The sequence below is a fragment of the Nocardia sienata NBRC 100364 genome (assembly GCF_001613205.1).
Lineage (GTDB): Bacteria > Actinomycetota > Actinomycetes > Mycobacteriales > Mycobacteriaceae > Nocardia > Nocardia sienata.
The window spans coordinates 1-14,151 of sequence record NZ_BDBX01000085.1 but is presented as its reverse complement, the minus strand read 5'-3'; the positions used below and the strand labels follow the sequence as shown (position 1 = coordinate 14,151).

The following is a 14,151-nucleotide window of genomic DNA, read 5'->3' as shown; positions in this document are numbered from 1 at the left end:
ACCATCTAGTGGCTTTAAGCCATTCGATCGGTGAGGCAACTTCTCAAGCTTAGCTCATCCGTTTTCCCGATTGCAAATCGGCGTCCCGGTCGAGCCAGTGTGATCGCCAGGCGCTCCTCGTCCTACCTCGTTTCCCTGGTCCCTCCGGCTCGGCGTTTCCGCCTCGCTCCGGGCCCCGGGTCGGTGTCCGTGTCGCTCTGACTTGGATAAAGTTACGTGGCATCTAATTCAATGTCAAATCGCCTGGTCAAAGCGACTTTTCAGCGACTGTTTCCGAGACCGTATTCGGGCCCGGGCCGCCGGGAACGGTCAGGTTCCCACTCCTACCCGTTCGACGCCGGCTCCGAGCGCCTGGAGTTTCTCGACGAAGTCCGGATAACCGCGGTCGATGTGGAAAACGTCGTGCACTTCGGTCACTCCGTCGGCGACGAGGCCCGCGAGGACGAGCCCGGCACCGGCGCGGATATCGGAGGACCACACCGGTGCGCTGGAGAGCCGGGGGATACCGCGAACCACCGCATGATGACCATCGGTCCGGGCATCGGCGCCGAGCCTGATCATCTCCTCGACGAACCGGAAGCGTGCTTCGAAGACGTTCTCGGTGATCATCGAGGTGCCGTCCGCGATCGCCGCCAGGCCGATGGCCATCGGCTGCAGATCGGTGGGGAAGCCGGGGAACGGCAGGGTGGAGAAGTTGACCGCGCGCGGGCGGTCGGGCTGTACGACCCGGAAACCCTCGGGTTCGAACGAGATCCGCGCTCCGGCCGACCGCAGTTTGTCCAGGACCAATGCCAGGTGCTGGGGATTGACCCCGGTCACCCGCACATCGCCCATCGTCATGGCGGCGGCGATACCCCAGGTGGCCGCGACGATCCGGTCGCCGATCACCCGGTGCGTGATCGGCGACAGCCGTTTCACTCCGTGGATGGTGAGCACCGAGGTACCCGCACCGCGGATGCGTGCGCCCATCTGGGTGAGCATGGTGCACAGGTCGACGATGTCGGGTTCGCGCGCGGCGTTGTCGATGACCGTCTCTCCCTGTGCCAGCACCGCGGCCATGAGGATGTTCTCGGTGGCGCCGACCGACGGGAAGTCCAGCCGGATGCGCGCGCCCTGCAGCTCGTCGGCCCGGGCGACCACGCACCCGTGCTCGATCTCGCTGGTGGCCCCGAGCAGCCGCAGCCCGGCCTGGTGCATATCGAGGGGCCGGGAACCGATGGCGTCGCCACCGGGCAGCGCCACCACGGCGCGTTTACAGCGGGCCATCAGCGGGCCGAGGACACAGACCGAGGCACGGAACTGGGTCACCGCCGGGAAATCCGCGTGGTACTTGGGTTCGGCCGGCGTGTCGATCGTCACCACATCGCCGGAGATCTCGACATCACAGCCGAGACCGCGCAGTACCTCGGCCATCAGGGGCACGTCGAGGATGTCCGGACAGTTCGTGATGGTGGTCTTGCCTTCGGTGAGCAGAGCAGCGGCCATAAGTTTCAGGACGCTGTTCTTGGCGCCTCCCACCGAGACCTCACCGACCAGCCGGTTGCCGCCAGTTACCAAAAACCGTTCCATGCCGCCTCTCCGAGTATTCGGCGCACCAGTGAGTGCAAGGATAGAGCGCCAACGATCACATCACGCTGCCGGTCGAGACAACGCCGAACCCTCGCGCGCGGCGACTCGGCAACCCGATCGCCAGCAGCAGTCTCCACCGTTACGACGGAATCCGTCAGCTTTCGGGGGCAGTACCCGCGCCCGCTTCGTCCGCAGTCGCCGCCCCGCCCTCGTTCGTCCGGCCACCACCGGGCCGCCAGAGCACATCACCGCCGGGATTGGTGTAGCGGCTGAGGATGAACAGCAGATCGGACAGCCGGTTGAGATATTTGGCCGGCAGGACGCTCGTGTCGCCGGGATGTGCTTCCACAGCCGCCCACGCCGAACGTTCGGCGCGCCGGACGACCGTGCGTGCGGTGTGCAGCAGCGCGGCGAGCGGGGTCCCGCCGGGCAGGATGAACGAGTCGAGCGGAGCCAGCTCGGCATTGAACCGGTCACACCACTGTTCCAGGCGTTCGATATAGCGCGCGGTGATACGCAGCGGCGGATACTTCGGGTGCTCCACCACCGGAGTGGACAGATCGGCGCCCGCGTCGAAGAGGTCGTTCTGGACCCCGCGCAGGACCGCTGCCAGTTCCGGATCCGGACCGCCGAGAGCTATGGCGACCCCGAGGGCGGCATTGGCCTCGTCGCAGTCGGCGTAGGCGACCAGGCGCGGATCGGTTTTCGGCACCCGGGAGAAATCACTGAGACCGGTGGTCCCGTCGTCGCCGGTGCGGGTGTAGATCCGCGTCAGGTGCACGCTCACAGAACCCACCCTAACGTCCGTCCGGACGAGGAGGGGGTTGCGGCGGATGCGCATTTGCGCCGCCGCCGACAGGAGGCCGGGCACACAACCGGCCGCCGGGCTTCAGTGACCGCGCAACCGGCGGGCCCGCTCCGAGGGCCTGGACTCGACCCAGGACAGGAAAGCGGTCAGCGCCGCGCGGTCCAGCGCCAGCTCATAGTCGCCGTTGCGATCGGATACCCCGATCACCGCGATTTCCTCGGTCATGATGTCGTGCTCGTCACCCTGCGGGCGGCGGCGTTCACCGATCTCGATACCGCGGCGACGGATCACCGAATCGGCGCCGAGTTTGAGGCTCGTGAGTTTGAAGAAGACGAGGTGATCCTCGTCGTAGCGGATGACGCCGTGGCGCCAGCGTTCCCCGCCGCGAGCCGGGAGTACGCGCAGAATGGCCGCGGTGCCGCCGCGCCGCAACATGGCCAGCCGATAAGTAGAAACCAGAGCCAATGCGACCAGCACGAGCACCAGAATGATCAGAAGCACCATCCCGGTCTGCAATGCTGCACATCCCTTCGCTCATCCGAGGCGATCGCCGAATCGGACCGGCAGATGCACCCGCGGCCATTCAACCATGAACCAGTTTACAAATGGCACGGGGATGTCTCGGATAATGCGATGTCATCGATCCCGGAGGCGCCCGCGGGCAACGCCGGTATGAACCGGGGCACCGGCGAAACGGCTCCGGCCGGCGACGAATCCTCGTCGCCGGCCGGAGCCGAGATCATTCTGTTGTGCTCCCGCAGGAGATCAGGACGCCGCGCCGGCCTGTTCCACCGCGCGGACCCGGCCCTGTGCAGCCAGCTGGGCCTGCGCGGACGCCGATCCGTCGGACAGCACCTGACGTGCGGCCGCGACATCGACCTCGGTGGAGAACTCGGCGGACTCCGCCAAGACCCGCACCGTATCGGCGGTGACCGAGAAGAAGCCGCCGTGGACCGCGGCCACGATCCGGGTGCCGTCGGTATCGACGATGGTCACTGTGCCGCCCTCGACCAGCTGGCCGAGGAGCGGTTCGTGACCGGGCATGATGCCGATCTGTCCCTCGGTGGTCTGGGCGCTGACGAAAGTCGCCCGGCCCGACCAGAGCCGCCGCTCGACGGCGACGAGATCAACTGACATATCCGCCATGAAGGACTACTTTCCGGCGATCTTCTTCGCGGCCGCCTCGACATCGTCGAGACCACCGCAGCTGTTGAACGCCTGCTCCGGGAAGTGGTCGAATTCGCCCTTGCAGACCCGGTCGAAGTCGTCGATGGTCTGCTCCAGCGGCACGACCGAACCCGGCTGGCCGGTGAACTTCTCGGCCACGATGAAGTTCTGGCCGAGGAACTTCTCCAGCCGGCGGGCACGGCCGACGAGGACCTTGTCCTCTTCGGAGAGCTCGTCCATACCGAGGATGGCGATGATGTCCTGCAGTTCCTTGTACTTCTGCAGGATCCGCTTCACCTCGTTGGCCACCGCGAAGTGCCGGTCGCCGACGATCGAGGCCTCGAGGATACGAGAGGTCGAGGTCAGCGGGTCGACGGCGGGGTAGATACCCTTCTGCGAAATCGGGCGGGAGAGCTCGGTGGTCGCGTCCAGGTGGGCGAAGGTGGTCGCCGGGGCGGGGTCGGTGTAGTCGTCGGCGGGCACGTAGATGGCCTGCAGCGAGGTGATCGACCGGCCGCGGGTCGAGGTGATCCGCTCCTGCAGCTCACCCATCTCGTCGGCCAGGGTCGGCTGGTAACCGACCGCCGAGGGCATGCGGCCCAGCAGGGTCGAGACCTCGGAACCGGCCTGGGTGAACCGGAAGATGTTGTCGATGAACAGCAGCACGTCCTGGTGCTGCACATCGCGGAAGTACTCCGCCATGGTCAGCGCGGACAGGGCCACCCGCATACGGGTGCCCGGCGGCTCGTCCATCTGGCCGAAGACGAGGGCGGTGTCCTGCAGGACGCCCATCTCTTCCATTTCCAGGTGCAGGTCGGTGCCCTCACGGGTGCGCTCACCGACACCGGCGAACACCGAGGTACCGGAGAACTCCCGCGCGATACGGGTGATCATCTCCTGGATCAGCACGGTCTTGCCGACACCGGCACCACCGAACAGACCGATCTTGCCGCCCTTCACGTACGGGGTCAGCAGGTCGATGACCTTGATACCGGTTTCCAGCAGTTCGGTCTTGCCCTCGAGTTGGTCGAAGCTCGGCGGCTTGCGGTGGATACCCCACTGCTCGCCGTCGCGGCCCAGGCCGGGGGTGTCGAGGCAGTCACCGAGGGCGTTGAACACGTGGCCCTTGACGACGTCACCGACGGGCACCGAGATCGGCTTGCCGGAGTCACGGACCTCGGCGCCGCGGACCAGGCCGTCGGTGGGCTGCATCGAGATGGTGCGCACGATGTTGTCACCGAGGTGCTGGGCGACCTCGAGGGTCAGCGTCTTGGCGACCGACTTCAGGGCGATATCGGCGGCCAGGGCGTTGAACAGTTCTGGGATGGAGCCCCGCGGGAATTCGACGTCCACGACGGGGCCGATGACGCGGACCACGCGGCCCGTGGCGGCGCCGGTCCGGCTCGAGTCTTCTCGAGTAACAGCTGCGGTCATTTCTGGTTTCTCTTCCTGCGTCTCAGTCGCGTTCCGAGCTGGCCGCCAGGGCGTTCACGCCGCCGACGATTTCGCTGATTTCCTGCGTGATGTTGGCCTGACGCACCGAGTTGGCCTGCCGGGACAGGGAACTCGCCAATTCGTTGGCGTTATCGGTGGCCGCCTTCATTGCGGTGCGCCGAGCCGCCGACTCGGATGCCGCTGCCTCGAGCAACGACGCGTAGATCCGCGTGTTGATGTACTTGGGCAGCAGGGCCGCCAGCAGCACATCGGCGTCGGGCTCGAATTCGTACTGGGCGTGCACCTCGGCCGTGGGCGAATCGGACAGCATATCCGCGCCCAGGTCGAAGTTCTCGTCGACGAAGGAGACCTGGATAGGCGCCATCCGGCGCACCTCCGGGGTCTGCGTCAGCATGCTCACGAATCGGGTGTAGACGATGTGGACCTCGTCCACGCCCGCGATGTCACCGGTGCCGTCCGGCGCCGCAACCTGCCCCGCGGACCCGGCCATGAAGCTCTCGACCAGATGGTTGCAGGCCGCCGAGGCATCGGGGTACTTCGGCTGCTGCGAGAACCCGGTCCAGGACGCGACCGGCCGGCGGTTGCGGAAGGTGTAGTACGTCAGGCCCTTGTTGCCCATGACGTAGAGCACCGGTTCCTTGCCCTCGTCGCGCAGGGTGGTCATCAGCTCCTCGGCCCGCTTGAGCACATTGGAGTTGTAACCACCGCACATGCCGCTGTCGCTGGTGATCACCAGCACCGCGGAACGCTTCGGGTCCGGGCGTTCGGTGAGCAGCGGATGCGACAGATTCTTCGACGCACTCGCCAGCTCCGCGACCACCTTGGTGATCTCTTCCGAGTACGGCTTGGCGGCCGCCACCCGGGCCTGGGCCTTGGAGATGCGCGAGGTCGCGATCAGCTCCTGGGCCTTGGTGATCTTCTTGATCGAGTTGATACCACGAATACGGGAGCGCAGCTCGCGCAAGTTGGCCATCGGCGGTTCACACTCCCTTCGTTCGCGGCGTTACAGGAAAACAGCGCATGGTTCGCCCGGTCTACTTCTCGACGTGCTTGCGGGTGACCGACAGCGATTCGACCTCTTCGTGCCCGAGTTCGTCGGCGCCCGGTTCGTTCACCACGCGGGTGCCGTCGGAGGCCAGGAAGCCCTGCTTGAAGTTGTCGGTCGCGGTCTTGATCTGCTCGGCGGCGTCGCCCTCGAGCACCTTGCCACCCGCGATGCTCTTGAAGGCATCGGCGGCGTTGCTGTGCAGATCCTCGAGCAGCTCGGTGTTGAACCGGCGGATGTCACCGACGGGCACCGAGTCGTAGTAGCCGCCGTCGACCAGGTAGATCGAAACGATCTGGTCCTCGACCGCCACCGGCGAGTACTGGTCCTGCTTGAGCAGCTCCACCCAGCGGGCACCGCGCTCGAGCTGGGCCAGCGAGGCGGCGTCCAGATCGGAGGCGAACGCGGAGAAGGCTTCCAGCTCGCGGTACTGCGCCATTTCCAGACGCAGCGAACCGGCGACCTTCTTCATACCCTTGGTCTGGGCGGCGCCACCGACACGGGAGACCGAGGTACCGACGTTGATCGCCGGACGGACACCCTTGTTGAACAGGTCGGATTCCAGGAAGACCTGACCGTCGGTGATGGAGATGACGTTGGTCGGGATGAACGCCGAGATGTCGTTGGCCTTGGTCTCGATGATCGGCAGACCGGTCATCGAACCGCCGCCCATCTCGTCGGAGAGCTTGGCGCAACGCTCCAGCAGACGCGAGTGCAGGTAGAAGACGTCACCCGGGTAGGCCTCGCGGCCCGGCGGGCGGCGCAGCAGCAGCGAGATGGCGCGGTAGGCCTCGGCCTGCTTGGTCAGGTCGTCGAACACGATCAGGACGTGCTTGCCCTGGTACATCCAGTGCTGGCCGATGGCCGAACCGGTGTAGGGGGCCAGCCACTTGAAGCCGGCGGAATCGGAGGCCGGGGCCGCCACGATCGTGGTGTAATCCAGCGCGCCGTGCTCCTCGAGGGCGGCCTTGACACCCGCGATGGTGGAACCCTTCTGACCGATCGCCACGTAGATGCAGCGCACCTGCTTGGTCGGGTCGCCGGACTCCCAATTGGCCTTCTGGTTCAGGATGGCGTCGATGCAGACCGCGGTCTTACCGGTCTTGCGGTCGCCGATGACCAGCTGGCGCTGCCCGCGGCCGATGGCGGTCAGGGCGTCGATGGCCGTGATACCGGTGGCCAGCGGCTCCTCGACCGGCTGACGCTCCAGCACGGTGGCGGCCTGCAGTTCGAGGACCCGACGGTCGTCGGCCTCGATCTCGCCCAGACCGTCGATCGGCTGACCGAGCGGATTCACGACGCGGCCGAGGAATTTGTCGCCGACCGGGACCGAGAGCACATCGCCGGTGCGCCGCACCTGCTGGCCCTCTTCGATCTCGGCGAACTCGCCGAGGACGACGGCACCGATTTCACGGTCCTCGAGGTTCAGCGCGACGCCGAGCACACCGCCCGGGAATTCGAGCAGCTCGTTGGCCATGGCCGAAGGCAGGCCGCTGACGTGCGCGATGCCGTCACTGGTATCGGTGACGACACCGACTTCCTCGATGGAGGTTTCCGGGGTGTAGCTCTGGGTGTAGCTTTCGATCGCGCTACGGATCTCGTCGGAGGAGATCGTCAGCTCCGCCATGTTCTTCCTGCTCTCGGTCTCTGGTCTGGAATGTCGGGGGTGTTGAGCGGTTCACGCCGGACCGCGCCCGGCGCCCCGCCGCTAGGTCAGCGAGCGGCGCAACCGGTCCAGTCGGCCGATCGCGCTGCCGTCGATCACATCGTCGCCGATGCGCACGACGAGCCCGCTCAACAGTTCGGGATCGACCTCGACATGCACGGTGACAGCCTTGTTGTAGATACGCGCCAGGGCGCCGCCCAGCCGTTCACGCTGGGAGTCGGTCAGCTCGATCGCCGACCGGACGTGCGCCACGATCTGTTCGCGCCGGGCCGCGGCCAGGTCGGACAGTTCGTCGAAGGCCACACCGATCCCGGCGTTCTGCCTGGTCACCACCTGTTCGGCGAGAGCCCGGGTGATGGGCTCGGCCTTACCGGACAGCAGGCGCTCGAGCAGTTCCCGTTTGGCCGCCGCCGAGGCGGCGCGGTCGGACAGGGCCTGTTCCAGCTCCGGGTTGTCGGCGATGATCCGGCCGAAGCGGAACAGTTCGTCCTCTACGGCGGTCAGCCGGCCCTGTTCGGAGGCCGATTCCAGGTATGCCAGCTGACCGAGCAGCACCAGGGTGTCGACCAGGTCCCGGGCACGCGACCAGTCCTGGGCGACCGCAGTGGTCAGCACCGCCTGAGTGGCAGCGCTGACCTGGCTCCCGAAGATCCGCTCGCTCAGTTCGGCGCGGGCCGAACCGGGCACCGATACGTCCGCGAGCGCCACACGCAGCGGACGCTGGTCGTCCAGTACGTCGACAACGGCGAACAGTTCGGACCCCGTCGTGGCCGCAACACCGTTGCTTCCGGTCAGCGCGGCCCGAAGCGCCTCCTTGGACCGGGAGCTGGCCTCACGGCTCGCTGCGTACATGGTTTTCACTCCTCCGTCGTTACCTTCCGACCCCGATACCGGCGTCCGAACGGTCGATCTCGTCGAGGAATCGCTCGATCGTCGCGGCCTGTTTGGCCTCGTCCGATACCGACTGCCCGATGATCTTCTCGGCCAGGTCCACCGCGGTGCGGCCGACCTCGGCACGCAGCTCGGTCAGGATCTGCTGGCGCTGGGCTTCCAGCTGGGTGTGCCCGGCCGCGACGATACGGTCGCTCTCGGCCTGGGCGTCGGCCTTCATCTGGGCGAGGATCTGCTGGCCCTGGGTGCGGGCGTCTTCGCGGATCTTCGCGGCTTCGAGGCGGGCGTCGGCCAGCTGCTTCTGGTACTGCTGCAGCGTCTCCTGGGCTTCGGCCTGCGCGGCCTCGGCCCGATCGATGCCACCCTCGATCTTGTCGGCGCGCTCGTCCAGCACCTTCATCAGGCGCGGAACGGCGTATTTGTAGACCACGAAGGCGATAATCGCCACGCAGACCGCCGACCAGACGATGTCGTACGTCGCGGGGATGAGAGGATTCACATCCTCTCCCTCAGCCGCTGCGAGCAGAATGAACTCGTTCATCGGAATCAGAAGATGAAGCCGGCGACGAGACCGATCAGCGCCAGGGCTTCGGTGAACGCGATGCCGAGGAACATGTTGGTCCGGATGGTGCCGGAGAGTTCGGGCTGACGGGCAATGCCCTCGATCGCCTTACCGACGACGATACCGACGCCGATGCCCGGGCCGATGGCGGCCAGGCCGTAGCCGACAGCGCCGAGGCCCTTCAGCGTGGATTCGTTGGTGGCAGCTTCCTGGGCCAGGTACGAGAGGCTCATGAGTCTTCCATTCCCTTTCTGTTGCTCACCCGCCGGACGGCGTGGTGCAGCAGGTCCTTATCGGTTGTTCCGGTCGTCGGTCAGTGCTCGTCGGCGTGCTGGGCAAGGCTGATGTACACGGCGGTCAGCAACGCGAACACATAGGCCTGCAGGAAAATGACCAGCAGTTCGAACAGCGTGAATGCGAGCCCGCCCAGCAACGAGAAGGGCGAGAACACCTTCATCCAGGCGTCCGCGTCGAAGAGGAAGAACTGGGTCGCGCTGAAGAACAGCACCAACATGATGTGACCGGCGAGCATATTGGCCATGAGACGGACGGTCAGCGTGAAGGGCCGCAGCACGAAGGTCGAAATGAACTCGATCGGAATGAGCAGGACGTGCATGGCCGGCGGAACATTCGGAACGACGATGCTGCTGCGCATATAGGTGAAGAAGCCGTACTTCTTGATGCCCACGTAGTTGAACGCGATATACGCGATCACGGCCAGTACCAGCGGCATGCCGATACGCGCGTTCGACGAGATGTTCAGACCGGGGATCACACCCGAGAAGTTCAGGAACAGGACGGTGAAGAAGATCGTCGCGATGAGCGGGAAGAACTTGCGGCCGTTTTCCTTGCCGAGGATCTCGTCACAGATCTGCTCCTTGACGAAGACCAGGCCCATTTCGCCGACGTTCTGCAGCCGTTTCGGCACGATTCGCGGGGTCCGGAAAGCCAGGAACAAGAATGCGATCAGGACGGCGGTCATCACGAGCCGGACCAGCATCAGCCGATCGAGTTCGAAGGGGGTCCCTTCGAACAGCACCGCCGGAGGGAAGAAGTCGGTTAGCGACGGCGCGTGAAACTCCGCGGCCAAGGTAGTGACGCTCAGCGTTCTCTCCCGTGTTCGGGCCGCGGGAAGTTTTCGCTCCCGCGGTTCGATCGGACATTGACGATCAATGTGGGTCGACTGAGGTCGGCTCGAGGTCGTCAGCAGCTGTAGCGGCGATCCGCGCTGGCGTCTGTACGTGTGTCGGCGACATCGTCGACATGCAGAACCGAACCCTTTTACGAGCACGGCACGGCAGTAGCATAGCGGTAGCTGGTCGGGCCGGGTCGGCGCCCCTGGCATAGTCGCTTGCTTACCAATACTTTACCAAGAGAACTACGACAACGTGTAGCGGGGGCGATGTAATCTACGACAAATTGTCGTAGAGGCTGGTCAGCCCTGGTCGGAGTCCTCTTTTCCACCCTGTTCAGTGATGGTTACATAGGGAGTCTTCTGTCGCAATACACCGTAAGTTTCGGCTCCCAGAACAATGACCAGGGCCCCCACGACGGTCAGAAACAGCGCCACCCGGTCGTAGAAGTCGAATCGCTGCAGAATCGCGACCACGATCAGCGCCACCAGCAGCTTTCCGACCCAGCTGACCAGCATGATCAGCCCGGCGGTGGACGGCGGGAGTTTCGCGCCGAGCAGCACGACCACCGCTGTGGTCAGGATGAATCCCCCACCGATCGCGGCGCCCAGCAGGGCACCCCACAGCCCGGCGGCGCCGGCCAGCGCTGTGGCGATCGCCGCCGCCAGCACCGTCAAAACGACCAGACCGATCAGTCCGTAGCGCAGCGCCGCACGAAGCGGGGCATCGGCGCTGTCGGAGGTGCTGGGACTGGCGGGACTCGTCGACACGGTCCGAACTCTACCCGGACTCCGAGACCGAGCCCGCCGCATCCCGGCGCGCCTGCCGCCGCCACAACCCCGGAACAGCCGTCACGACCAGCGCGAACAGCAGGCCGGCGGCCATCATCAGCACCACGACCCGGCGGTCCATCACCGAGGTGCCGACCGCTCCGAACGCGAGGATGCCGACCCACAGATAGATCACCAGCACCACCCGGCGCTGCGAATGCCCGATCTGCAACAGTCGGTGGTGCAGATGCATCTTGTCGGGCGTGGAGAAACTGACCCCGGCCCGCACCCGGCGCACGATCGCCAGCAGCAGATCCAGCACCGGAATGAACATCACCGCGCCGACCAGCAGCAGCGGCGAGAGCAGGCCGACGATATCGCGCGGGCCGTAACCCTGCAGCGGGATCCGGCCGGACGCACTGGTCGACACCGCGGCCAGTACCAACCCGATCAGCATGGATCCCGAATCACCCATGAAGATCCGGGCCGGCGAGAAATTGTGCGGCAGGAATCCGAGGCAGGCCCCGGCCATGGCGGCGGCCAGCAGCGCGGGTGGATAGCTGTCCACCGAACCACCTTGCTCGGTGAGCAGGCCGACCGCGAACGCGAACACCGCGAAGGAAGCGATCAGCCCCAGGCCGGCAGCCAATCCGTCCAGTCCGTCCACGAAATTCATGGCGTTGATCAAGGTCACCGCGACCGCGACGGTGACCAGGCCGCCCTGTAATCCGTCGAGGACGACGGTGCTGTTGTTGAACGGGTCGTAGATCAGGTACCAGCCCAGGCCCATCACCGCCATCACCCCGGCGGCGGTGACCTGACCGGCGAATTTGGTGAGCGCGTCCAAACCCCAGCGATCATCCACAATGCCCACCCCGACGATGATCGTCGCCGCGACCAGCACGGCGGCGATATCGGGCCGGTAATCGAAGCCGCGGCGCAGCGCCGGCAACTGATGAGCGAACAAAACGGCCGCCACCACGCCGATGTACATGCCCACCCCGCCCATTCGCGGAATCGGTTTGACGTGCACATCGCGGTCCCGCGGAATGGCCACCGCGCCGAACCCGATCGCCAGCGTCCGGATCCCCCCGGTGGCCAGAAATGTCACCACCGCCGAGATCAGCAACACCAGTAGGAGCTCGCGTAGCGGGACGACCGCACCGTAACCGGTCATTGCGCCGACCACCGCCCCGCGACCGGGGATACCGCCGGTACCTGCATCGAAACCGGTACGTTCACCGCGCGACGGACCCGATCAACGTCTCGGTGTTGACCCCCAGTACTTCGGCGACCGCCTCGGTCGACACCGCGCCCACGCGCAGGATCCGCGGCTGATCGGCGGTGAGATCGACAATGGTGGACGGCTTCGCGTGCTGAGCGGGACCGCCGTCCAGGAATACACCCACCTGGGTGCCGAGCTGTTCCCGCGCCTGCGACACATTCTCGGCCGGGGGCCTGCCGGAGATATTGGCACTGGACACCGCCAGCGGACCGACCTCCTGCAACAACTCCAGCGCCACCGGATGCAACGGCATGCGCAACATCACCGTGCCGCGCGCCTCGCCGAGATCCCAGGACAGCGAAGGAGCCTGCTGCACAACGATACTGAGGCCGCCGGGCCAGAATGCCCGGATCAGCTCACGCGCCTGCGGCCGCACCGAGAACACCAGCCCGTCAATGGTGTTCCACGAACCCACCAACACCGGAACCGGCATATCCCGTCCCCGGCCCTTGGCCGCCAGCAACGACGCGACAGCAGCGGAATCGAACGCGTCGGCAGCCAGACCGTAAACCGTATCGGTGGGCACTACGACCAACCGCCCCGATCTCAGAGCACTGGTAGCCGCGGCCAGGCCGGCGGCGCGCGAGTCGGGATCGGCGCAGTCGTAGACGGTACTCACGCGCACAATAGTATGGCCCCGCCTCCGGCGGGGCGGGGTTGAGGCCCCCTTGGTCTCGCCGTTCACGCCTCGAGACTCGCGGCTTCGCCGCATGCGCTTCGAGGCCGAAACGGTGAGACGGGCCTCAACCCTTCGAGGTGTCTCGCAAAACTCGACCCATGGGTTTGCGTCGACGTGCTGAGTCCGGGCCGGCGTCTCTCGGCAGGGCCGCGTCCGCTGTGCGGGGCGCACGGCCAGGGGGAGCCCACGTGTCCAGGGAACCGTCAATTCAGTCGTACAGCGGTGACGAACCGCGGTTTCCCGGCCAGGTCCGGATGCTCGACGATCCCGGTGAACCGCCCGTCCGCCGCCAGTAGGCGCGCGAGTTCCCCGCCGTTGCTGTCGTCGTGCTCGATCGCCGCTCCCCCACCCGGCCGGAGCAGGCGGCCGATGAGCGGCACCAGGGGGCGGATCACGTCCAGACCGTCCGGGCCGCCGAACAGGGCGCGGTGCGGATCATGCTCGGCCACCTCGGGCGACAGTTCGGCACCGTCCGGAATGTAAGGAGGGTTGGCGACGACGAGATCGACATAACCGTCGAGTTCGGTGAGCAAGTGCGGGTCGGTCACGTCGTCGTGGTGCAGGGTGACCGGGGTATCGCCGTCGGCGGCGCGCTGGTCGGCATTGCGGCGGGCCCAGCCCAGCGCCCCGGGGTCCGATTCCACCGCGTGCACATCGGCATCGGGCCGGGCGTGCGCCACCGCGAGAGCGAGCGCGCCCGAACCCGTGCACAGGTCCACGACCACCGGCGTGTGATCGTGGCGGACCGCCTCCAGGTGGGCGAGCGCCCAGGCGAAGAGCAGCTCGGTCTCCGGACGGGGTACGAAAACGCCGGGCCCCACCTCGAGATCTACCTCACCCATGAACGAGCGCCCGGTCAGATGCTGCAGCGGCACCCGCTGCGCCCGGCGGGCAACCAGCGCCCGATAGTCGGCGAGCTGCTCCGCCCCGATCAGCGGGTTCAACAGCAACCGGGAGCGCTCCACACCCAGCATATGCGCTGCCAGCTGCTCGGCGTCGACGCGCGGACTGGGCACTCCGGCCGCATCGAGAACTTCCGTCGCTTCGGTGAGCACAGGGCGGAGCTGAACGCGGGTCACCGTGACATTCTGGCCGGTCGGCGGGCGCGGGGTAGAGGACGG

15 protein-coding genes are annotated in these 14,151 nt (G+C 66.3%); all 15 read right to left on the bottom strand.

The features are described from left to right. Positions 1–309: 309 nt before the first annotated feature. The 15 genes from murA to prmC all read right to left on the bottom strand — a co-directional run bounded on the left by murA (position 310) and on the right by prmC (position 14,109). Positions 310–1,569 carry a UDP-N-acetylglucosamine 1-carboxyvinyltransferase gene (murA, locus tag NS4_RS30255; protein ID WP_063062892.1) on the bottom strand — a complete coding sequence of 420 codons (1,260 nt, stop codon included), beginning with the start codon at positions 1,567–1,569 and terminating at the stop codon, positions 310–312. A gap of 154 nt (positions 1,570–1,723) precedes the next feature. Beyond that, positions 1,724–2,356, bottom strand: a complete 633-nt coding sequence (locus tag NS4_RS30250; RefSeq protein ID WP_063062891.1) for a cob(I)yrinic acid a,c-diamide adenosyltransferase — start codon at positions 2,354–2,356, stop codon at positions 1,724–1,726. A 102-nt stretch (positions 2,357–2,458) separates the two neighbouring features. Continuing rightward, entirely contained in the window at positions 2,459–2,881 is a 423-nt protein-coding gene (locus NS4_RS30245; protein ID WP_063062896.1) for a DUF2550 domain-containing protein, read from the bottom strand. 261 nt (positions 2,882–3,142) lie between these two features. Beyond that, positions 3,143–3,523, bottom strand: a complete 381-nt coding sequence (locus NS4_RS30240; protein ID WP_063062890.1) for a F0F1 ATP synthase subunit epsilon — start codon at positions 3,521–3,523, stop codon at positions 3,143–3,145. A 6-nt stretch (positions 3,524–3,529) separates the two neighbouring features. Next, entirely contained in the window at positions 3,530–4,978 is a 1,449-nt protein-coding gene (atpD, locus tag NS4_RS30235; RefSeq protein WP_063062889.1) for a F0F1 ATP synthase subunit beta, read from the bottom strand. 22 nt (positions 4,979–5,000) lie between these two features. Next, entirely contained in the window at positions 5,001–5,972 is a 972-nt protein-coding gene (locus tag NS4_RS30230; RefSeq protein ID WP_063062888.1) for a F0F1 ATP synthase subunit gamma, read from the bottom strand. A 61-nt stretch (positions 5,973–6,033) separates the two neighbouring features. Continuing rightward, entirely contained in the window at positions 6,034–7,671 is a 1,638-nt protein-coding gene (atpA, locus tag NS4_RS30225) for a F0F1 ATP synthase subunit alpha (protein WP_063062887.1), read from the bottom strand. 81 nt (positions 7,672–7,752) lie between these two features. Continuing rightward, complete coding sequence (locus NS4_RS30220) at positions 7,753–8,562, bottom strand: F0F1 ATP synthase subunit delta (protein WP_063062895.1); 810 nt, start codon at positions 8,560–8,562, stop codon at positions 7,753–7,755. A gap of 19 nt (positions 8,563–8,581) precedes the next feature. Beyond that, entirely contained in the window at positions 8,582–9,142 is a 561-nt protein-coding gene (locus NS4_RS30215; protein ID WP_030522397.1) for a F0F1 ATP synthase subunit B, read from the bottom strand. Between the two features lie 5 nt (positions 9,143–9,147). Beyond that, complete coding sequence (locus NS4_RS30210; protein ID WP_030522398.1) at positions 9,148–9,396, bottom strand: ATP synthase F0 subunit C; 249 nt, start codon at positions 9,394–9,396, stop codon at positions 9,148–9,150. Positions 9,397–9,476: 80 nt separating this feature from the next. Then, positions 9,477–10,253, bottom strand: coding sequence for a F0F1 ATP synthase subunit A (gene atpB / locus NS4_RS30205; protein ID WP_157106330.1), 777 nt, complete (start codon positions 10,251–10,253; stop codon positions 9,477–9,479). 345 nt (positions 10,254–10,598) lie between these two features. Next, positions 10,599–11,108, bottom strand: coding sequence for a Cg1360 family ATP-synthase-associated protein (locus NS4_RS30200; RefSeq protein ID WP_439955823.1), 510 nt, complete (start codon positions 11,106–11,108; stop codon positions 10,599–10,601). Next, positions 11,077–12,243, bottom strand: coding sequence for an MraY family glycosyltransferase (locus tag NS4_RS30195; protein ID WP_063062894.1), 1,167 nt, complete (start codon positions 12,241–12,243; stop codon positions 11,077–11,079). The genes NS4_RS30200 and NS4_RS30195 overlap by 32 nt, the downstream gene beginning before the upstream one ends. A 61-nt stretch (positions 12,244–12,304) precedes the next feature. Next, positions 12,305–12,970, bottom strand: a complete 666-nt coding sequence (locus NS4_RS30190; protein WP_063062885.1) for an L-threonylcarbamoyladenylate synthase — start codon at positions 12,968–12,970, stop codon at positions 12,305–12,307. A 263-nt stretch (positions 12,971–13,233) separates the two neighbouring features. Next, a complete protein-coding gene (gene prmC / locus NS4_RS30185) occupies positions 13,234–14,109 on the bottom strand; it encodes a peptide chain release factor N(5)-glutamine methyltransferase (protein ID WP_063062893.1) in 876 nt (291 codons plus the stop codon). Positions 14,110–14,151: the final 42 nt, after the last annotated feature.